Source organism: Flavobacterium sp., assembly GCF_004295795.1.
Classification (GTDB): domain Bacteria; phylum Bacteroidota; class Bacteroidia; order Flavobacteriales; family Flavobacteriaceae; genus Flavobacterium.
Window position 1 is genome coordinate 31,699 of the sequence record NZ_SEBR01000016.1, and the last position, 22,097, is coordinate 53,795.

The following is a 22,097-nucleotide window of genomic DNA, read 5'->3' on the forward strand; positions in this document are numbered from 1 at the left end:
AGTAATCAATAGTCTGGATTTTGAACCAAAATCCCACCGAACTGGTCGATAGCGGTTTGCGGTATCGGATAGAAACGGTTTTTGTGCTGATAGCCCAATCCGCCGAGAACGGAAGTGGCATCGCCCCAACGCACAAGGTCGTAAAAACGCTCACCTTCCATGGCAAACTCGATTCTTCTCTCTTGTTTGATCGCGGCTCTTACAGTGCCTTGGTCGGTCGATGTGATGTCCGGCAAAACCGCGGCATTTCCCGCTCTGGCCCGCGCGCGGATTTCGTTGATGTAACCCACGGCGATTCCCGTCTGCCCTGATTCGTTTGCTGCCTCGGCTGCCATCAAAAGAACATCGGCATAACGGATCAACTTGATGTTCGCCCAATGGTTTTTGTTTTCGCCATAAGTCGTGCGCTCGATAGGCTTGGTGTAGGCCTTTTTGTTCCAATACGGTTGAGCCAATGGCGGTGCTTGAGGCACTACGAGTCCGTAGCCGTCTTCTCCTCCTGAATAAAGGACCGTTGCGGTTCTTCTTGGGTCTCCGGCTTCATAAGCATCTACCAAAGCCTGCGTAGGAACGTTGAAGCCCCAACCCAAATCCCAGGTACTCGTTCCGCGGACGCCTTGCGATTCCCAGTAGTTGTTGGAATAATTGACGGTTCCGATACGGGTGAACTGCACTTCAAAAATCGATTCCGCCGAATTGTCGCCTTCTTGAAGGAACAAGCCCGAATAAGACGGGTAAAGGCTGTATCCGTAGGTCATCACTTCCTGAAGCTCGTTCAAAGCCTGCGGATAGTTTTGCTGATACAAGTAAAGTTTACCCAAAAGTGTCTTGGCGAACCCTTTCGTGGCGCGACCCAATTGTCCCGGCCAACTTGTCGGAAGACGTTCTGCGGCGTAGTTCAGGTCTTCGATGATCTGGGCGTCGATTTCCGCAATCGTATTTTTTGGCGCGATAGCATCTGACGGATTGGAAATGCGGTTTAGGATCAACGGCACTTCCCCATAATCGCGTCTGAGCTCGAAATAAGCCCAAGCTCTCAAAACCGTGGCTTCTGCGCGGTTTATCAACGTCGCTGCTTCTGTCGTTCCCGAATCGTCTACATCTGCGATAAGGTTGTTGCAATCGTAAATCAGTCTGTAATGACCATCCCAGTTCGCTCCCGCGAATGCTTCGGCGGCAGTGTATTGGTAGGAGTCGAAAATAGTTCCGAAAGAAGCGGCATCAGTCACCGTACTGCCTTTGGCGGCATCGTCAGAGCGGATGCTCTGAAACCAATAGCGGTTCCAGGTAGCGATTCCGTCGGCTGTTCGGATTCTTCCATAAAGTCCGAATGCCTGGGCCTCGAATCCGCCCACGGGAAGTTCTCCGTCTACGGCACTTCCCAACGGTTTTTTATCCAGAAAATCATCGTCGCATCCGATAGCCAAGCCCGCAGAAAGCAAAGCAATGGCCGGAAGCAGTATCAATCTTGTTTTTTTCATGTCAGTTTTTTTAGAATGTAACATTGAGTCCTAGTGAAGTGATGGCAGGAAGCGGGTAACCTCCTACGTCTACACCGAATCTTGTCGGACTTCCTCCGGCCTCTGGCGTGAATCCCGAGTTTTTGCTCCAGGTCACGAGGTTTTGTGCGTTGACGAACAATTTCAAGCTTTGGATGCTCGCTTTCTCAAGCCAGTTTCCGCTGAAATCGTATGACAATTGGACGTTTCTCAGACGCGCGTAGCTTCCGTCCTCGATCATATAAGTCGAAATGTTGTTCGTGTTGTAACCCGAAGCATCGTTGAGGCGCGGCTCCCAGTTTGATGTTCCGGCTCCGTTCCAAGCGTTCAGGCGCGCTGTTCTGTAGTTGAATTGCGTAAAAGTCGATCCGTTGCCCCAATCGCGGTATATTTCGTTTCCGTAAACACCTTGAAGGTCGGCTGATAGCGTGATGCCTTTGTAACTCACGTTCAACGACACGCCATAAGTAAAGTCTGGCGTTGGGTTTCCGATTACTTTGCGATCCTGATCGTCGATGACGCCGTCGCCGTTCACATCCTTGAATTTCAAATCTCCCAGATCGTAGCTTCCCAAAGTACTTGGAGCAGAACTAAGTATATCGGCATAAGATTGGTAAACGCCTTCCACCTCATATCCGTAAAATGCTCCCATCGGCTCTCCTTGACGGAACACGGAAGGATTCGTGATTACCTGGAAACCATCGGTATATACTTTCGTCACGCGGTTGCTCAAAGTCGTAAGGTTACCGGAAAGCGAGTAGTTGAAATCACCCACCTTATCTTTCCAGGTTGCCGCGAACTCGAATCCTTTGTTAAGAATCTCTCCAGAGTTGAAGAAGAAATCCTGACCGGACCCAGGACTTCCGACGGTAATGTAGTTCAATAGATCTTTTGTCGTCTTATGGAAATAGTTCGCCTCGAAAGTAAGTCTGTTGTTCAGGGTAGCGAATTCGATTCCTCCTTCGTATGCCATCACTTTTTCCCATCTCAAATCTGGATTGTTGATGAAGGCTTTGACCAGCGATTGGCTTGGCACTTCAGGTTGTCCAGGCGTACTTCCGAAAACCGCAGATGCTCCGTATTGGTAACCCGGATATGTAGGATAATAAAGCGCTCCTGCATAGTCGTTACCCAATTCTCCGACCGATCCTTTAATTTTCAGGAAGTTGAATATTTTCTGGTTTTCCATGAACTTCTCACGAGAGATTTCCCAAGCGGCACCAACCGACCAGAAACTGTCCCATTTTCTCAATTGGGATGAACCGTCGCGGCGGAATGATCCGTTCAAAAGGTATTTTCCGTCGTAATTGTACAAGACGCGTCCCAAAACCGACACGATGGCATTCGACCATTCGTCGCTGTCACTTGTACGCGAAGTTGGATCTCCGTAAGGATAAACATCGAGATACCAAAAACGCGGATCGTTAGGGATTTGCTGAGCATCCGGACCTGTGTATTGCGCGACCGTTCCGCTCATCGAGCTATAGTTGCGCTCTCTGCGGGTGTATCCGGCAACGGCGTTGAAATCGTGTTTCCCGAAGGTCTTGTCGTAATTCAGCAAAAGTTCCGTCTGAATTTTTTCCAGATCTGACTTGAATTGGGAAACGCCGGTGCGAATGATTCCCGAATAAGGCGTGGCTTCATCAGATTCTGCTGCGTAGACGTTGAAAACCGGTGTATAGCCTCGGCCTCTGGAGAACATCAAATCGGCAAGATAAGTGGCCTTGAAGCTCAAACCGTCCATGATTTTGTATTCCCCGAAAATATTTCCGACAAAACGCGTATCGCGATTGAGCTGCGTTCCTCTGGTCATTTCGATGGCCGCCAACGGGTTTCCGATCTGTGCGCCACCAAGGTCGCTCGGCAATTGGTTGTAAAGCCCTTGCGCCTGGTTGAAAGCCGCGACCAAAGGTGTCGCTCTCAAAGCCGACTCGAAACTTCTCAACTGCGGAAGACGGGCGTCATATCCGTTGATCCCGACGCCGACCTTGAATCTGTCGGTTACCTGCAATTCATCGTTGATATTGAACGTGAATTTCTTGAGCTTCTCATATTTGATAAGTCCTTCTTCTTCCGTGAATCCTGCGCCAACATAAACTTTATTCTTGTCGCTGGCGTGAGAGATAGAAAGGTTGTAGATAGACATGATAGGAGAGCTTTCCTTGATTTCGTCAACCCAATTCGTGTTTCCGTTGTAGAGATTGTAGTACGGATAAGGCGACAAGCCCTGGTTTACGCGTTGTTGGTCGTAAAGTTGGCGAAACTGCGCACCATTGGTCAAATCTGGCGTATTGACAATAGACTTTACACCTGTAGATGTGTTGAAATTTACCGTCGTTTTTCCTTTTACACCTTTTTTAGTACTGATGATGATTACCCCGTTCGCGCCTTCCACACCGAAAATTGCCAGTGAAGATGGATCTTTCAGAACTTCGATCGACGCAATGTCATTCGGATTCAGGTAGTCCATGCTGTCGTTGAAAATCCCGTCGATTACGTAAAGCGGCTGCGTTCTGTAACGGCTGATAGTTCCGCGGATACGGATATCCGGCGTTTGGCCGGGCTGACCTGTATTTACAACCGAAAGACCTGCGACCTTTCCTTGTAGAGAAGCAACCGGATTGGTATTCGGCTTATCGGCAACTTCTTTTCCGTCAACCTTGACGATCGATCCCGTAAGATCTCTTTTTCTCGCCGTTCCGTAACCAATCACAACAACTTCTTGTAGCTCGGTTGATGATGTTTTCAGCACTACTGACATTCCGTTTGCGGCGGGCATTGTCATGTCGGCGAACCCGAGCATCGTGAATTTGAGTTGCGTTCCCGGAGTTGCCGTGACGGTGAAATTACCATCGAGATCTGTTACGGTCGCATTGGTACTTCCTACTACATTGACGTTGACGCCTGGCAACGGAAGCTGCTGGTCATCCAAAACCTTTCCTGAAATGCCCTGAGCGGCCATCCAAGAAGGAAAGGATAGAATTGCCAAAAGGCAAAGCATAAAATTTCTCATATTAATCTGTTAAAAGTTAGCACGACCAAGATAGAAATTTCAAACGTTATAGTAACGCTTTCTGCACTACTACATTACCACATCACTATTACGATTATTCAAGTTAATATATTGACTAACAGAATCTTATTTATCATAAATATTCCTTAAAATCCGATAGCAATGATGTAGTGATGATGTATGCGGATTTATCAGTTTTGACCACCAAAAATTAGTTAATTACCAGTTAAAGTAGCATCATGAATTTTGAGATGTTTTCATCAGCGGACAAGTCAAGTTTCTTTCGCAGTCGATAGCGATGCAACTCCACGCCTCTAAAGGAGATATTCATCAACGGCGCGATCTCTTTCGATGAAAGATTCATTCTCAGGTAGATACTCAATCGAATGTCTTTGGAAGTAAGTTGCGGAAAACGCGTTGTAAGATTTTTCACAAACTCGTTATGGACCTGACTCAGATTATACTCGAAAGATTCCCATTCGTGTTTGTTGACAGCATTGTATTTGATCGCTTTTTTGATATCCGATTTGATCCTGCCGATGTTGGATTCACTGTCGAGAATCTTCTCAATGTTTTCGATCATCTCACTCTGTTTGGCAATAGACAGCGATTTACCGGCGACTTGCGACGATTTCGACTGCAATTCCAATTCGAGGATGTGTTTTTCGTAAGCTTGGATATTGAGCTCGTTCTGGCGCTTGAGCTCCATTTCCATGATCTCGCCTTGGTGCTTGAGCTCTTCTTCCTGAAGCTGCAGTTTCTGTTTGGTCCGCAAGTGGTTCCAACGCGAGTAAAGCAGGAAAATTCCCGCGATGACGAGCAAATAAACCAATATCATCCAAAACGAGATATACCACGGAAACATCACATAAAAAGTGTATTCGGCAATCTTGTCGTAGTTTTTGCCGTCGAAGGTATAAATCCCGATTTCCTGATTTCCTCCTGACAAATTATTGAGTACCAAGCGTCCGTCCTCGACGCGTTCGTAGTTTCCGCTTCCGTTTCGGTTGAAGTAAAGATTCGGTCGGCGGTACCCGAAATAAGGCGAAATCACCTGAAGCTCGACGGGTTTGTCGTTCCTGATCTTGGTTCCGTCCGAAATAAATTCCCCTTCATAATAACCTTCCACCTTGACTTTGCTATCGCCCGAGACGCTTCCACCCGGACGGTACGAAATGAACCCGTCGTCGAGATTGAGGTAAATCTTCTCTCCTATCTTGTATGCTTTCGTATTTTCGAGAATCACCTTTCCGTCGTAATATTTTTCGGGAATCAATTCCCAATCAAAACCTGATTTGTTTTGATGCACGACATATAAAAGTCCTGATTTCTCTACGATGAAGCGATCCTGATCTACCGGAACGATGTCTGAAATTCCAGTGAAAGACTTGTTGAACATTGTGTCCTTTTCCAATTTTCCGGAGACCGAATTGTAAGTGTACCAAGACTTGTCGATCAGGAAAAACAGTTCGTTCTTGTAGGAGAAAATCTTGACGCCAAAATCGTTTTTTATGCCGTTTTGCTGGGAAACGTTCTCGACTTTGGTCGTCTGGAAATTCTTGTCGTAAGCGACTCTGTAAAGACTTTTGTAGTTGTCGGCGGCCCAGAATTCGCCCGGTCGTTTCTGTTCGATGTTTCGCACCGGCTTCGTAAATCCGGGGATGAACTTGAAGTTCGCAAGATCAGTCGCGTCTTTGTACCAAACGACTCCCGCGTAATTTGCCTGGAAGTAAACATTGTCGAATTCGCTTTTCATGAACTTCCAGCCGCCGTTCACCGTGTTGGCTTTCGAAAGATCGCGTCCGTCGAAGACCAGCGTTCCGTCGTTGTGTCCGATGATGAATTTGTCGCCGTTTTTATAGACGTCCCAAACCTGGCCTTGAGAACCCGGAACAGATTGCAAAGTGGCATTCCGATACGTAAAAACCCCGTTGTTCGTCACCAGAACGTAGCCATCGGTCATCGTACTCAAGGCATAGACCGAACCCATTACGCCCGAATTATCCGAAAAGACATCCACAGGCGAATTGACTTCGACGTGAGCGATCCCGTTGTCGAGCCCGAGCCACAAATCCTGTTCCTTGTCTTGCGCAAAACTCAGCACCGCGTTGTTTTTGAGCGAATTTTCGCGACTCAGATGGCGGTAATTGCCCGTTTCGAGATCGACCAGAAAAAGTCCCTGAAGTCCGGTTCCAATGGCGAGTGTGTTGTTCTTGATGAATTTGGCCGAAAGGATGATGTGGTTTTTTAGGCTTTCGTTGAGTTTTCCCGTCCACGGCTGCAATTTTCCGTTCTGTTCGATAAAAATCCCGTTGGTTCGCGTGAAAACGTAGATCTGGCCTTTGTAACTGTCGATGTGGTGGATGACCTCGCCGATGAGTTCCGACCAATTTTCCTTCTTGTCGAAGCGCTTGCCGTTCATAACGTAAACGCCGTGTTTTACGGTCGCCACGTAGATTTTTCCGTCGACGACATAGCAATACGAAATTTGATACGGAAAACGGGTCTTCGCGATTTTCCCCGAATTTGACATCGTAAAGATCTCATTGAAAGTCTGGAAATAAATCGTGTTTCCAACTTTGAAAATTTTCCAGATTTCCTCGTTGTCGTCGGCGCTGAAACACTTGGCTTTCGAGGCGATAGACGTGTAGGTCATTTTCCCCGAGACGCGCTTCCAATAGCCGAAATCATTGTAAGAACCAGAATAGATGCGGTCGCCGTGCGACATCACCGAACGGATGATGCTTTTGTTGGGCAAGGTGTAGCGTTCCCATTTCACGCCATTGTAGCGCAAAAAATAGTGATTGTTCGCCACGTACATCGCATTGTCCGCGCCTTGCGTAAGATTCCAGACTTGATTGTCACCTTGATAGTCGGACTTTACGAAATTTTCAACGAACGGAAGCAGTCCGACGCCCGGAATGTCCTGAGCCGACACGGAAGCCGAAAAAACAAGCGAAAAAAGTGCGAAAAGCCTTGAAATCACATTCACGGAAACGGGGTTTTTACCAAATATAAAAAATGCCTTCGTTTCCAAAGGCAGTTGATTTTTTTCGTGTTACGATTATTTTTTTGCGACAAGCGGATGCGCATACTCTTCCAGATAAGCAAAATGTGGCATAAGCTGTCCGTTTTTGGTCATTTGCGCCCTTTCGAGAATGCCGTCCTGGTCTTGATTGTAAAAAGCCGGAATCACGTGCTCGAGAAACATTTCACCAAAGCCTTCGCTGGCGTCTTTGGGAAGCTCGCAAGGCAAATTGTCTACGGCCATCACCACGACAGCCGACGGATGGAATACATCGACCTCCTTGTTTTCGGACGGCAAATAGCCATAAAGCGGCTCGGCGATCGTGGACGCTCTCAAAGTCGATTCGATGGGACCGGCCACGTCGCACGAAATATCGGCTACGACCTTGACCTTGTTGTCCGGTTTTCTTAGCATTTCCCTTGTCAGGATCGCGGGCGCGCCGTTTCCGTAGAAATGTCCGGCCATGAAAATGTCGGAAACTTTCGTGAAGCGCTCAAAATTCGATTCGTAGGCTTCGGGATTTGCGTAGAAATCGTCTTTTCCCAAATCCTGTCCGTCTACCCTTTTGTTGTAATCGAGTACGTCAATATGCGTGTAAACCGGACTTGAGTAGTTTTTCGAAAGGAAATCTTGCGGAGAAACTTCCTTGATTTTTACCGAATCGAGAAAGTGCTTTGCGCCTTTTCCGACCTTTCCGAAACCTGTCAGCACGATTTTGATCGGCGGAAGGATCAGCCTTTTGACCTTTGTCGCCATTTCTTCCTGACCTCGCAAGGTTTCGGCTTTTGGCAGATCGAACAATTCGAACTTGATTCCGAAGGCACGCAAACCGTTGTAAGCACCGACAATCCCGGCATAGCGACCGAATCCGATAAGGCGGACGTGCTTTTCGTTCACGATCGTTTCGTGGTCATACAAATCGATGTTTTTCTCTAAAATCGCCTGCAGCAACTTTTGGTTGTGCGGTTGTTTTTTGATCGTGTGCGAGAAAAAGAAGTACTTTTTATTCGGAATCAGCGCGTCAATTGGGACTTCTTTCACTCCGATAAGAACGTCGGCATCGGAAATATCTTCGGTCACCTCAAATCCTTTGGCTTTGTATTCTTCATCAGAAAAAACCCGGATTGGCGAACTCTCCACGACAATTTGGGCTTCAGGGAATTTATTTTGGAAGTCAACCAGTGCGTCCGGGCTGAAAACCACGCGTCTGTCAGGCGGATTCTTGCGTTCGCGTATTAGGGCAAATTTCATTTCAGTTTGATTTGGATGCCAAAAGTACGGTTTACGAAAACGTTGTCAAAACTTTTTTTATCCACAAAAAACAACCCAATTATTTACTGAATCACAACGTCTTAACGACGATATGCACATAAGTTTAGAAAATCATTAACAACTGCGGTTTTAGCCTTGTGTGTTGATTGGTTATATTTGCTTTTATACTTTTTTTGAAATGACTTTCGCGATAAAACGCTACTCCACATACTTCCTGATTTTTATGCTGACGCTGACTTCCTGCAAGAAGGAACCGGCCATTCAAGGCATGTCTGACGCTGAAACGGCAAAGGACACGCTGCCGCACATCGAACCTTTCAAGATTTCGGAGCCGAAACTGTCTGTTGCTTTCAAAGGCCAGAAAAAAGAGACCATCTCTCGCTTCGTGGACAAGAACTGGAACGAGGAACGCGACAATCTGAGCATGATCGTCGTCAAGAACGGACAGATCATCTATGAAAAATACATGGGAACGGCCGATAAGAACCGCAAGATCAAAATGGACGAGCACACGCCTTTGCACATCGCATCGGTTTCAAAAGTGCTCACGGCTACCGCGGTTTTGCTTCTGATAGACGAAAAAAGGCTCGAACTCGACCAAAAAGTCAATACGATCCTCAAGGATTTCCCGTATCCCGACATCACCGTCAAAATGTTGCTGAACCACAGAAGCGGACTCACGAACTACGCCTATTATGCCGACCGAAAAGAGATTTGGGACAAGGACAGTATTCTGACCAATCAGGATATCTTGAACCTTTTCGCCAAAAACCAAACGCCTTTGGACCGTCCCGCCGATAGAAGTTTCGCCTACTGCAACACCAATTATGCGATGCTGGCGCTGATCATCGAGAAGATCACCGGACTCAAATATCCGGCTGCGATGAAACGCATGTTGTTCGATCCGCTTGGCATGAAGGACACTTTCGTGATGGATTACGAGAAAGATCGCAAAAAAGTGATTCCTTCCTATAAAGGAAATGGCGTCGAGATCGGGATGGATTTTCTCGACGCGGTTTATGGCGACAAGAACATATACTCGACGCCCCGCGATCTGATGAAGTTCGATATGGCGCGCTATAATCCGGATTATCTGAATCCGGAACTCATCAAGCAGGTCTACGTGGGCTATTCTTACGAACACAAAGGCGAGAAAAACTACGGCCTCGGAATCCGCATGATCGATTGGGTGACCGGGCAACATTTTTATTTCCACAACGGTTGGTGGCACGGAAATACGTCTTCCTACGTGAATCTCAAAAACGAGAAAGTCATGATCGTGGCGCTTTCCAACAAATTCTCGAGAAAACCTTATATGGTTCGCAAATTGGCTCCTTTGTTTGGTGATTATCCGTTCAAGAAAGAAAAAGAAGACGCTTTGGAATGAATTTGGGGCAATAAAATTCGCAGCTTCCGAGTTTTTGTTCGGTAACCAACTCCTTCACTTATGAAAAAATCCATCCTTGCGCTGGTAATTTTTGTCGGATTTTCGGTCGTTGCGCAGACTTCGGTCAAACGTGATCCGCAATTCCAGATCGATTACGAAATGGTATTGACCAAACCCGGAAGCTCGATCTCAATTTCCACTTACAATTCGCCCACCGAAAAGGACAAAACGCTTGTATTGGGGACTTCGGCAGCGAATTGCGCGGGCGACAAAGGCGTCAGGATCAGACTTGCGAACGGCGAGATCATCGACTACAAAGACATTGCGATCGAATGCACACCCGCAATCCCCGATCGTCCGAACGTAAAAGCGCGCATTTTGCTTACGCCCGAACTCGAGGCCAAACTCGACGGACAGGAAATCTCCGAATTCACGCTTGGCGGCATTCTGACCAAAGTAAAATTCAAAGACACGAACGAAAGTCTGGTCTTGCTTAGACGTTGGGTCAAGGACGAACAAGGTTTCTGAACCGAAACGCCCGTTTTTTCGAAATTCTTGCTTAGTTTTGCAGCAATGAAAACCAATTGCCATATCCTGCCTGTTTTTTGTTGCGACCGCAACAATCTTCGACGTGTATTGGCCTGAACCAAAAATGAATAGTTCTATATAGCCTTTCCGTCGTGAAAGGCTTTTTTTATTCCTAAAAACGAAGTTTTATGCTAAAAAAATCGCTCATCGCCCTCAAAAAGGAAGCCGAAGCCACAGGAAGCGGCACGTTGAAACGCACGCTCGGGCCAATCAACCTCATCGCGATCGGAGTCGGAGTCATCATTGGCGCCGGACTTTTCTCGCTTACCGGAATCGCTGCGGCCAACAACGCGGGACCGGCCGTAACCTTATCGTTCGCAATTGCCGCGATCGGTTGTGCTTTCAGCGCTTTGTGTTATGCCGAATTCGCCTCGATGGTTCCGGTTTCCGGGAGCGCCTACACTTACGCCTATGCGACTTTGGGTGAACTTTTCGCGTGGATAATCGGTTGGGATCTGATTCTCGAATATTCGGTTGGCGCGGCGACGGTTGGAATAAGTTGGTCGCAATATCTCGTGAAGTTTCTCGATAAATTCGGAATCCACATTCCGCCGCAATTGGTGCAGTCTCCGTTCGAAACCTTGACTTTGGCAGACGGATCGACCGTAAGCGGAATCGTGAATTTGCCCGCGGTGCTTATCGTGGCCGCCGTGACTTCCATCATCATCCGAGGCACGAAAAGCTCGGCTTTCTTCAACGCTTTGGTCGTGGCTTTGAAGGTTGGCGTCGTTTTGGTCTTCATAGGATTGGGCTGGCAATACATCGACCCCGAAAACTATCATCCATACATTCCGCAAAACACCGGAAATTTCGGAGAATACGGCTGGAGCGGCGTGCTTCGTGGCGCCGGCGTGGTTTTCTTTGTCTTTATCGGATTCGATATCGTGGCCACAATGGCGCAGGAAACCAAGAATCCGCAAAAAAATATGCCAATCGGGATTCTCGGATCGCTTTTGGTCTGTTCAGTCTTGTTTATCCTTTTCGGATACGTGATGACAGGCCTTGCCGATTACACCGAATTCAAGAACAGCGCGGCTCCGGTTGCGGTCGCGATCGCGCATACACCTTATGAATGGCTGGCGACTGCCGTGATTCTAGCGATTTTGGTCGGATACACTTCCGTGATTCTCGTCGACCTTTTGGGCCAATCTCGTGTCTTTTTTGCGATGAGTAAGGACGGACTGCTTCCGAAAGTGTTCGCAAACCTACATCCGAAATTCAACACACCTTGGAAATCGAACATCATGTTGTGTCTTTTCATCAGTCTTTTCGCGGGCTTTGTACCGATAAGTGTCGTTGGGGAAATGACGAGCATCGGAACGCTTTTGGCTTTCGTCATGGTTTGCCTCGGAATTCTTATTTTGAGAAAAACCCAGCCGGATGTCGAGCGTCCGTTCAAGACGCCTTTTGTTCCGCTCGTTCCTATTTTGGGGATCTTGACTTGTGTGGCGATGATGGTCTCACTTCCGCTTGACACCTGGATCAGATTGTTCGTCTGGCTCGGAATCGGCTTTGCCATCTACTTCTGGTACGGCAAAAAGAACAGTAAATTGCGGCAGGAGACGGAATCAACATCGGAGTAAAAACGAAAAAGGAGAATCAAAAAACAGATTCTCCTTTTTTTGTGGAATCGCCGGGAATCGAACCCGGGTCCAAACAAGCAATCAATGGGCTTTCTACACGTTTATTTCCCGAATGGATTTTCGATGTTGCGCTTGGCCAGGAAACAGCCACGAAACACTTAGCTCTTTAAATTTCGACAGTCTCGCAGAGCAAAAGACAATCTAGGTTTATTTTTACGGTTCTCCTTGACGGAACGCCACAAACCAGGGCTTTCCAGGAGAATTCAGCCTCCCTACCTTGTAGGGACGTGGATTAATCTTACTTTATTCAGATTAAGCAGCCAAAGCGTAGTTATTCTCGCCGTGTAAAAGTGTTGCAGCTCGGGATTAACGTGAATTGCTGCCTTCACGACGTGCTTACCGATCAATTGGTCTTGCTGTCAAAACCAGTCGACCCCAATAATCTGCAAAATTAATAATTATTAATTAATAGTTATTAGCTAATAGCTAATAATTTGGATTTGGGCGTGCCGGCGGCTTGAAAATCCTGTGTAACCGAACCTATAAAGAAGCCGCCGTCGGGCTGGGCGGCACTCGCTTTTGTCCAGCTTTTGAGGCTGGCCAAAGAGCTTAGACAAAGCCACCATCCCTCACGCATTCGGCAAGACTGAAAGTCCGTTCGGACATTGAAAATCTTTTGGAACGACGAATTCCAAGAATATGTTTGGTAGGCGAAGGTCGGGTTGACGACTGTAAAAGCAAAAAAAATCCGGAGGTTCGACTCCGGATTTTTTATTATTTCTTGATGAATTTTTGACTGAAGGTTTTTCCGTCCGATGTTCTTATCAACACGACATAAGTTCCGGGCGTCAAGTCTCGCACCGAAAGCGTCTGTTGTTCCAACGTTGGGCTTGCGACTGTTCTTCCGAGCAAATCGAAAATCCTGATAAAGTTGATGTTTTCCACTCCTTCTCCGCTGATGTTCAATATGTCTTGTGTAGGATTCGGATACATCGTAAACACATTCGACTGATTTTGGTTAACTGCCAAAGTCGAGCCTTCGACCACGTTCAAAGCTGTATTTGTCGGTGGATTCTGGACGACGTCGACCGTTCCAGACGGCCATCTGATGATGACCTGCGTGATCGCCGTAGCTTGTCCCAAACCGAAATGCGCGTTCAACGTACTCATGTAGCCGAAACCTTCGCCGCTGCGAATATCGCGGATCTGTTTTCCCCAAGCGCCGTAGATCTCAACCCTCGCTCCTATTCCCTGCTTGTTGCTTTGCACGCCTTGCAGCGTGATTTTTGTCCAGTTGTTGCCGTTTGGAACCGCATAACGTATCGTGTTCCCGTTTTGGATATCGAGAAAGCCGTCTCCGTTCAGATCGCCAACCGCGCCAACGCCCAATCCCGAGTAAATCGATGGAAGAAACGAACTGTCGTGTTGGTTGAACATGATTCGGTTGCCGCCGCCCATTACGTCCACGAAACCGTCGTTGTCAAAATCGTAGGCGATGTAGTCGCGACCGGTTGGCGAACCGGCTGCGTAGCCCGAAGCAAGCGTGATATTCGTGAACATGTCCGGTGCTCCGCTTCCTAGTTCGTTTCTGTAAAGACGCGTCGGGGAACCGCCGTTCGATCCTACGAGAATGTCCATGTCACCGTCGTTGTCGAAATCGGCTACGGCCGAAGACCAAGATGAAACCGGCGTGAAGTTGAGTCCGGAAACCGAAGACACATCGGTGAAAACACCATTTCCGTTGTTCTTGCGCAATTGGCAAGGCGGACCGGAACATTTCGAGATGAACAAATCGACCAATCCGTCGTTGTTGTAATCGGTCCAGATCGTGGCGTAATTTCCGCCTCCTTGTCCGTAAGAGTTTGTTCCGCTAACTTGTCCGAAGGTCAGATTTCCCGTTCCGTCGTTCATGTAATAGCAGTTGTCGTCTACGTCGTGGCATGAGAACGCGTCGAGATTTCCGTCGGCATTAAGGTCGACGAAATTGGTGCGTTGGCAGAAAATGTATTGTCCAGGCGTGACATTCGTATAAGCAGTTCCCGTGTTGTTCGATCTCCAGAAAGTCAGGCCAGATCCGGCTCCGAGAAGCAAATCGGTATAACCGTCCTTGTTGTAATCGCCGGCCGCAATGCTCCAACTTGGCATCATGCTGTTTCCTGTGATCGGAAAATCAGTGTAGGTCAAAGCGCCCGCATTTCCCTGATAGTGGATCCTGAGATTGTTTTGGCTGACGCCCGCGATGTCATCTTTGCCGTCTCCGTTCATATCGACGATACACATATTGTAACCGCTGTTTACGGTAGCAATTGGCGTGGCGACATATTGCACCGGATACACGATTTCCTGTTGGATGATCTGGAAGTCGAAACCGACGGCGCTTTTTTTGTTGTCCCAAACGATATAATAAGTCGTTCCGCCTGTGACTGTAAATGTCTTTTTCGACAGAAATGAATTGGTATTTCCGGAGTTGCACGTCAAGATTCCCGAATCGTCGTCAGAAGTCACGCAGGTCAAAGTTCCCGTGCATGATCCCGTGTAAACACTGAAGTTCGTGTCTTTGCAAAGGTTTTGCGATAGATCGGAAGTCACCGTGACATTTGCATCGGCACTTGGAATGAATTTGTACCACTTGGCCAAAGTCGCAGTCGAACAAGTGGTGTTGATGTTGGTTCCATCGATCGCATTTACAGTGTAAGTTCCCGGCGTGACTGTCGTCGCAGTAATGCACGGACTTGGCACGTAAGGCGCTTCGGTGAGCTGGAAATCGAATCCTGTCGACATCCATCGGTTGTCCCACGAAATATAATAAGTCGTTCCGGCTGCGACATCGAATGTCTTTTTCGACAAAAATGAACTTGTGTTGCCCGAATTGCACTGAATCACGCCCGCATCGTCATCATAAGCGAAGCAAGTCAAACCTGCGCACGTTCCGGTGTAGATCGCCAGATAAGTGTCTTTGCAGATGTTTTGTTGCAAATCTGAAGTTACAGTAACGGTGTAATTGGCCGTTGGCGTGTATTTGTACCACTTGGCGGCGTTGGCATTGTTGCTGTTCGTGCACATCGAGCCGGTGTTGATCGTTCCGTTTACGGCATCGACCGTGTAAGTTCCCGGGCCGATCGCGACTGCCGTGGCACACGAATTTTGCGCAAATGCGGGCAAAGTGATACAACACAATAAGAACGTCCCAACCCAAAAGGACGCCTTGATTTTAGTAGTTTTCCAATCCATCAGTTGTTTTTTGTTTAGTTAATATGTGATTATTCGCAATTTTCGAGAGAATTGATCCAGGCTTCGATCAGCGAGACGCCTTCCACATGCAATACCGTTCTTCCGTGAAGCGGCATCCTGAAAGCCTCGTTTGTGGTATTGACGCGGTAAAAAAGCATGGATTCTTCGGGCTTTCTGCCAGAAACGATTTTGTTTAGTTCCGGCGGAAAATCCTGCATGTCCATAGTGTTCACGCAAACGCCCATATTTGCCAATCCGTTTGTACCACCGGTTTCGTGGTACGCAAAACGCATCGGGCGATAGTCGCAATGGCGGTCGTTCATGTGGCAATGCGAGCAGTTGGAATCGAAGTAAGAACGCACTCTCAATTCCAAAGATTTGCTTGGATCGTTGTAATCGACCACGGAATTTTCCTGTGTCGGAGGCGTGAAATCTGCATCGAGATAACCCGCTTCGACCCATTTGGCGAGCTGGTTTTTCGTTTCGTTCCCATAATTGTAATCGAAGTTCAGATTTTGCGGTTTGATGCCGATCGGGATATGCTGCACATTGCTTCCGTTCTCTGAATTTTGGGATTTATGGCATACGATGCACTGGCTCAAATTCGGGATTTTGTAATCGGCTTGGTGAGTCGTGCCGTTCTCAACCCATTCAACGTGTGTGAAACTGCCTTGCATGTCGTAAAATGCTTCGGTTTGTTCGTCGTTCCACACGTAATTGGCGAAAATCCATCCGTCGGACTTTTTGATCATCAGTCGGGTTTCTATGATCCTCGTACTTCCTGGCACGGAAACATTCTGCACGTTCTCGTAGTAAAATGTCTTGATCAGCACCGCGCCCGTCGGCAGTTCTAAAACCGAACCGTCGGTGTTGTAAGTAGCTTTTGTTCCTTCGGGCATCCATACGAAACGCTTCTTGTGGGCATAATCGGTGAACAGACTCGACGATGGTGCATAGGGCAAAACACCGAGTGAAGGCGTCTGGGTTTTCATGTCGGATCCAAAAAAGTGGTAGTCGGACAATTTTTGATACGGAACCTGAGTCAAATCGACAACCACAGGCGAAACCGGATCAGGCTCGACATAGCCGTCATCGTCGTCAGAACGCGAGCACGAAAAGATAAAGAAAACAAACAGAAACGCGGTGAATGAAACAGAAGCGTAGAATTTTCTCATAAAATTCAGGAATATCCTTATAAAAATATCTAAAAAACACAACCGAAAGTATTTCAGCGTGTTAAAATTAGAATTTGCGCGACACGACTGAGTATTTGGACGGGCGGAAGTACCGAAGTTATCGGTTTGACCATTTGAAATCGTTCGATAAAAAATCTGATATTTACTTTTCGGATAGTTTCCGTAAGCTAAATAACAGAAAATGACAACAAGACAATTACTGGTGATCGCGTTTTTGGCCGCAATCGGAATCGCATCGGCACAAAAGAAACTCGACAAAAAAATCGACGACGCACTCTCGCAAGCCCAAAGCCAATACAGTTTTCTGAGCACGAAGGTTTCGGTAGGAAAATATCCAAAGACCTTCGTGAAAGGCAAACTCGAAACAAGCGATTCAGGTTGGTGGTGCAGCGGATTTTATCCCGGAACCTTGCTATATCTCGACGAATGGAAAGCGAATCCGAAGCTAAAATCGGAGGCGCAAAAAGTACTTGTTGACCTGAAGCGGGAGCAATTCAACAAAACCACGCACGATTTGGGTTTCATGATGTACTGCAGTTTTGGGAACGCCGAGCGCCAAAATCCGAAAAAGGAATACGAGGAAATCCTCATGAACAGTGCCAAGTCACTGATTTCGCGATTCAATGAAAAAGCGGGTTGTATCAAATCTTGGGATCCGGCGCCGTGGAATCGGGCAAATGCCGACGAAATGCCCGTGATAATCGACAATATGATGAACCTCGAATTGTTGTTTTGGGCTACGAAACACAGCGGCGACAGCATTTATTACAAAATTGCCAAACGACACGCCGATACAACAATAAAAAACCACTTCAGACCCGACTACAGCTCGTATCACGTGGTCATTTACGGAATCCAGGACGGAAAAGTCAGAAAACAGATCACCAATCAAGGTGCCGGAGATTATTCGGCTTGGGCTCGCGGACAGGCTTGGGGTTTGTATGGCTACACTTTGATGTATCGCGAAACCAAAGAAAAAAAGTACCTCGACCACGCCCAAAAAATTGCAAATTTCATATTGACAAATAAGAACTTACCAAAAGATCTTATTCCGTATTGGGATTTCGACACGGCTGAAATTCCGAATGCTTTGCGCGATTCTTCGGCCGGCGCGATCATTGCCTCTGCGCTTTTTGAACTTTCCAAATATTCCGACGAAGGGAAATCCAAGACCTATTTCTACGCTGCCGAACAAATGCTATCCGCGCTAATGACTCCAAAGTACCTGGCCAAAACCGGTGAAAATGGCGGCTTTTTGCTCAAACACGGCGTTGGGAACATGCCTGCTGCAACAGAAATCGACACGCCTTTGAGCTATGGGGATTATTATTTCGTGGAAGCTTGTTTGCGCTACAAAACTTTTTGAATCCTGCCCCGGATTTTTTAGCCGTTCGCCGCAAATCCTTTTCAGGCAGATTGCCGACCGATGATGGCCGCGAATTCGCGAATTTCTGCACAAGCCGCTAAAATTCGCGATTTCGCGGTTGTTTTTTTAGCCACAAATGCACCAATCTTTATGTAATTCGTGCACTTGTGGCTAAATTTATTTCGGTCAAATAGCGAACTTATTTTTATGCAAGGGGATTCTATTCAAAGCCACGAATGCACGAATTTTAGCGGCTCGAGGCTGAAATTCGTGAATTCGCGGTTATTTTTTTGGCCACAAATCCACCAATATTTATGAAATTCGTGCATTTGTGGCCAGATTTATTTCGGTCAAATTGCGAACTTATTTTTTATGCCAGGCGATTCTATTCAAAGCCACGAATGCACGAATTTGGCCGCTCGAGGCTGAAATTCGCGAATTCGCGGTCACTTTTGGACACCGATCCGCCACAAGAAATTAATAAACAAATCATTCGTATTTGCAATTCGTTGTTCAATTCGATTCGTTGTTTATTCTTTGAGGATCTTTACGGATGTGTTCCCGATTTCTGTGCGGATCTGAGCAACATAAAGCCCATTTGCCAAAGCCGAAAGATCAACATTTACCGACATTGCAGACGGTTTCGAGGCGAAGAGCTTCTTGCCGGAAATGTCGAAAATCGAAATTTCGTCAACCGATGCATTCGAGGTAAACTGCAAATTCGATTTCACGGGATTCGGAGAGATCGCAAAAGTGATGCGATTTGCTGAATTTTCGACAGACAAACTGCAGTTCGGGTCGATCGCAACCAAGGTCGGAAGCGAATTTTGGCTGAAGTTCGGACAAACGCCTGGCGCGCCTGAAACGTTGTAATTTCCGGCTTCGGTCACAACCAAAATCGAATTTGTTGCGCCAGGAATAGGCGATCCGTTGTTATACCATTGCAGATTTGTGTCATAAGGCATTCCGGCCTCGAATTGGATTGTCGCGCCTTGGCAAAGCAGCAAAGTTCCATCATTTGGATCGATCGACACTTCATTTGGATTGAATGTTTGGATGGTAAAAATCGGCAGAAAGGCATAACTGTCGATGGCAAGCTCGTTTGAAAAATAAGTGTTAGTTCCCAAAGTCACGCGAACGCGGATATAAGTCACGGCGTAATTGTAATCGTCGTAAGTGAAAGAACTCGATGTCGCTCCGGAAATGTCCTCAAAAGCGCCGCCTCCAAACATAAACCGAAATTGCCATTGGTAAGAGTCGTAAACCTGACTTGAAACGACTGACGCAGTTCCGTTCGAGTTTGGACAAAGTAGGACATCGCCCGCGATTGTAGGTGCCTGGGCGAAGGCGCAAAGTCCTGAAAGGGTCAAAAAGACCGAAAGTAGTGTTGTTTTCATAATGCGTTGTTTTTATTAAAATTAAAGAATCCGACCAAAAAAAGCACTCAAACGAAGAAACATTACAAGATTTTTTTGAGCAATCTGAGATAGTTATGAGAATTCCGCAATCGCCAAAACGAAAAAACCGCAGCTATTGCCACGGTTTTGCTTGTCGACTTACTTTAGAGGTTACAAAGCGTAAAGTTTCCCGATATCCTGGAGGCTCGCCAAACTGTCGGAATTACCTTCTGAATTGTCTGTGGAAGAAACTGTCGTCAGGATAATTGCGTCTTTGTCCTTCAACTCGTTTGCAATGTTGTTTTGTGCATGGATACAAGTACAGCTGCATCCGATGGATAGTCCCAAAAGTTTTATGATTGATTTCATGTTGTATGTGTTAGTTGATGAAGGCAAATTTACCTAACACCGTTAGATAATCTAATACCATTATCATAGATAATTCCGTTAGTTAATATCTCGAAAAACTATATATGCTGACTTTCAGATGTTTACCTTGCGTACTTTAACTTTTCTTTGACTTTTGGAAAAGCGTTTCCGCATCTACTTTCACTTTAGCACTTTCATTTCTGAACCGAAATACGCTGAAGTCAAATCGCGTATTTTTTTCGGATTGTTACCTTTGCGACATTAACAATTTCTCAACAATGATCAAATCAGGCGTCTTCGCAACTCCGATCAATCTCAGGACGAGATTTTTAACAACGACACTATTTATAACGCTGTTAGTTATGTTACTGTCGTCATCCGGATTTTCTCAAACCAGATTCGTTTCGGTGAAAGGCACGGAATTTATCCGAAACGGAAAACCTTACCACTACATCGGCGCCAATTATTGGTACGGCGCACTTCTCGGTTCCAAAAAATACGGCGACCGCGAACGCCTCAAGCGAGAACTTGACGTGATGAAATCCAACAGAATCGACAACCTTAGAATCATGGTCGGGGCCGATGGCGGAAAATACGATTACACCGTTCCATATGCCATGCAACCCAAACAAGGCAAATATGACGAAGAAACCTTCGACGGACTCGATTTTCTCTTGTCCGAAATGGGAAAACGCGACATGGTTGCCGTGCTTTACCTGACCAACAATTGGGAATGGAGCGGCGGAATGGCGCAATATCTCGAATGGAACGGCAAGGGTGACATCCCGAATCCGAACATCAGGCCTGAAAACACGTGGCAGGTTTTTATGGATTATGTGTCCAAATTCCATAGTTGTGAACCTTGTAAAACCGCTTTGGACGCTCACATCAAAAAAGTGATCAGACGCACGAATTCATACACGAAGAAAAAATACATTGACGATCCTGCGATCATGGCCTGGCAAGTCGCCAACGAACCACGAATATTTACTGTAGAGAACGAAGCGGCATTCACAGACTGGCTAAACAAAACGGTCGACCTCATCGATTCGCTTGACAAAAATCATCTCATTTGCACCGGAAGCGAAGGCAGTGCGGGCTCGAACGCCAACATCGACACTTTCGAAAAGACGCACAAAAACTCAAAAATCGACTATTTGACGATGCACATCTGGCCCAAAAACTGGCAATGGTATGATCACAAGGACGAGATCGGGACGCTTCCCGTGGCAATCGAGAAAGCGTCGGCTTACATAGAAAATCACGTCGCCGTGGCCGAACGCCTCAAAAAACCGATTGTCGTCGAAGAATTCGGATTGCCGAGAAAAGACGAAAGTTTGCTTCCCGAGTCAAGTTACGACAGCCGAATTGCGTTCTACACCCTGTTTTTCGACCGATTGTCCAAAAGCGTTGCGTCCAAAGAAGCGCTTGCAGGCGTTAATTTCTGGGGATTCGGAGGCGAAGGAATCGCCAGGAACGACAAAGGCAAATGGAATACGGGCGATCCGTTCACAGCCGATCCGCCTCAAGAACCGCAAGGCCTTAACACCGTATTTTCATCTGACAAAAAATTGCTTTCCATCATAAAAAACTACAATTCGCGTTTGAGGAAATGAGCGATGTTCTTCACTTTTATTACCTTCGCCACAAATCCATTGCCATGAAAACACGTTTTGCCCTACTCCTTTTTGTCCTTTTCACGATTTCGGCTGCTGCCCAAATGCGAAGAAACGGCACCGGAATCAACGCTCTCGACCAGCAACACGACATGCAAGGCCAATCGAAAGGCCCGAGTCCGGAAGAGCAACTCGACAAAACGATGACGATGCTTACCACGGAATTGACGCTGAACGGACTTCAGGAAGCGGCCATCCGAAACATCCTGCACGACCAACAGCGCAAGCTCACGGCTTTGCGAACCGACACAAGACCTGATTCTGAAAAGAAGGAAGAAGCGGTTCAAATTACCGAAAAGTCTGACAGAGACATAAAAGCGCTTCTCGATTCCGGCCAGCTTGCCAAATACGAAACGTTCAAGGAACAACTTCGAAGCGGGAAGAAAAAAAGCAAGAAAAAAGACAAAAAGACCGAACAGGAAGAGGTTCACGAATAAAAAAAATCCCGAGTAGTTTCGGGATTTTTTTTGGCGATTTTCAGATTTTCGGATT

General features: G+C 46.9%; 14 protein-coding genes and 1 other RNA gene. 6 read left to right on the forward strand and 9 right to left on the reverse strand.

From position 1 onward, the window contains the following. Nucleotides 1-5: 5 nt before the first annotated feature. From EOO49_RS13610 to EOO49_RS13625, 4 genes are all read right to left on the reverse strand, one after another. Complete coding sequence (locus tag EOO49_RS13610; RefSeq protein WP_290846598.1) at nucleotides 6-1,481, reverse strand: RagB/SusD family nutrient uptake outer membrane protein; 1,476 nt, start codon at nucleotides 1,479-1,481, stop codon at nucleotides 6-8. Between the two features lie 10 nt (nucleotides 1,482-1,491). Continuing rightward, nucleotides 1,492-4,512 (reverse strand): TonB-dependent receptor, encoded by a 3,021-nt coding sequence (locus EOO49_RS13615; RefSeq protein WP_290846600.1) that lies wholly within the window; start codon nucleotides 4,510-4,512, stop codon nucleotides 1,492-1,494. A 226-nt stretch (nucleotides 4,513-4,738) separates the two neighbouring features. Next, nucleotides 4,739-7,504, reverse strand: a complete 2,766-nt coding sequence (locus EOO49_RS13620) for a histidine kinase (protein ID WP_290846602.1) — start codon at nucleotides 7,502-7,504, stop codon at nucleotides 4,739-4,741. Between the two features lie 72 nt (nucleotides 7,505-7,576). Continuing rightward, a complete protein-coding gene (locus tag EOO49_RS13625) occupies nucleotides 7,577-8,791 on the reverse strand; it encodes an NAD(P)-dependent oxidoreductase (RefSeq protein WP_290846604.1) in 1,215 nt (404 codons plus the stop codon). A 199-nt stretch (nucleotides 8,792-8,990) separates the two neighbouring features. Here EOO49_RS13625 and EOO49_RS13630 point away from each other — a divergent pair, with 199 nt between their 5' ends. The 3 genes from EOO49_RS13630 (at nucleotide 8,991) to EOO49_RS13640 (ending at nucleotide 12,370) form a co-directional block, all read left to right on the forward strand. Next, nucleotides 8,991-10,199 (forward strand): serine hydrolase, encoded by a 1,209-nt coding sequence (locus tag EOO49_RS13630; RefSeq protein WP_290846605.1) that lies wholly within the window; start codon nucleotides 8,991-8,993, stop codon nucleotides 10,197-10,199. 60 nt (nucleotides 10,200-10,259) lie between these two features. Further along, nucleotides 10,260-10,727, forward strand: coding sequence for a hypothetical protein (locus tag EOO49_RS13635; RefSeq protein WP_290846607.1), 468 nt, complete (start codon nucleotides 10,260-10,262; stop codon nucleotides 10,725-10,727). Between the two features lie 188 nt (nucleotides 10,728-10,915). Further along, nucleotides 10,916-12,370, forward strand: a complete 1,455-nt coding sequence (locus tag EOO49_RS13640) for an amino acid permease (RefSeq protein WP_290846608.1) — start codon at nucleotides 10,916-10,918, stop codon at nucleotides 12,368-12,370. A 39-nt stretch (nucleotides 12,371-12,409) separates the two neighbouring features. Here the strand turns inward: EOO49_RS13640 and ssrA are convergent. From ssrA to EOO49_RS13655, 3 genes are all read right to left on the reverse strand, one after another. Next, nucleotides 12,410-12,807, reverse strand: a transfer-messenger RNA (tmRNA) gene (ssrA, locus tag EOO49_RS13645). Nucleotides 12,808-13,144: 337 nt separating this feature from the next. After that, the gene (locus EOO49_RS13650; RefSeq protein WP_290846610.1) at nucleotides 13,145-15,601 is read right to left on the reverse strand and encodes an FG-GAP-like repeat-containing protein; all 2,457 of its coding nucleotides are present in this window, start codon (nucleotides 15,599-15,601) and stop codon (nucleotides 13,145-13,147) included. A gap of 29 nt (nucleotides 15,602-15,630) precedes the next feature. Further along, on the reverse strand, nucleotides 15,631-16,776 hold the full coding sequence (locus EOO49_RS13655) for a hypothetical protein (protein ID WP_290846612.1): 1,146 nt from the start codon (nucleotides 16,774-16,776) through the stop codon (nucleotides 15,631-15,633). 202 nt (nucleotides 16,777-16,978) lie between these two features. On the opposite strand from EOO49_RS13655, the gene EOO49_RS13660 reads away from it, so the two are divergent. Beyond that, complete coding sequence (locus EOO49_RS13660) at nucleotides 16,979-18,163, forward strand: glycoside hydrolase family 88 protein (protein WP_290846614.1); 1,185 nt, start codon at nucleotides 16,979-16,981, stop codon at nucleotides 18,161-18,163. A gap of 530 nt (nucleotides 18,164-18,693) precedes the next feature. Here the strand turns inward: EOO49_RS13660 and EOO49_RS13665 are convergent. Together EOO49_RS13665 and EOO49_RS13670 are read right to left on the reverse strand one after the other, a co-directional pair. Beyond that, the gene (locus EOO49_RS13665) at nucleotides 18,694-19,560 is read right to left on the reverse strand and encodes a T9SS type A sorting domain-containing protein (RefSeq protein WP_290846616.1); all 867 of its coding nucleotides are present in this window, start codon (nucleotides 19,558-19,560) and stop codon (nucleotides 18,694-18,696) included. 171 nt (nucleotides 19,561-19,731) lie between these two features. Further along, a complete protein-coding gene (locus tag EOO49_RS13670; RefSeq protein ID WP_290846618.1) occupies nucleotides 19,732-19,929 on the reverse strand; it encodes a hypothetical protein in 198 nt (65 codons plus the stop codon). A 362-nt stretch (nucleotides 19,930-20,291) separates the two neighbouring features. Here EOO49_RS13670 and EOO49_RS13675 point away from each other — a divergent pair, with 362 nt between their 5' ends. Together EOO49_RS13675 and EOO49_RS13680 are read left to right on the forward strand one after the other, a co-directional pair. Beyond that, complete coding sequence (locus tag EOO49_RS13675) at nucleotides 20,292-21,545, forward strand: beta-galactosidase (protein ID WP_290846619.1); 1,254 nt, start codon at nucleotides 20,292-20,294, stop codon at nucleotides 21,543-21,545. A 44-nt stretch (nucleotides 21,546-21,589) separates the two neighbouring features. Next, the gene (locus EOO49_RS13680) at nucleotides 21,590-22,042 is read left to right on the forward strand and encodes a hypothetical protein (RefSeq protein WP_290846621.1); all 453 of its coding nucleotides are present in this window, start codon (nucleotides 21,590-21,592) and stop codon (nucleotides 22,040-22,042) included. Nucleotides 22,043-22,097: the final 55 nt, after the last annotated feature.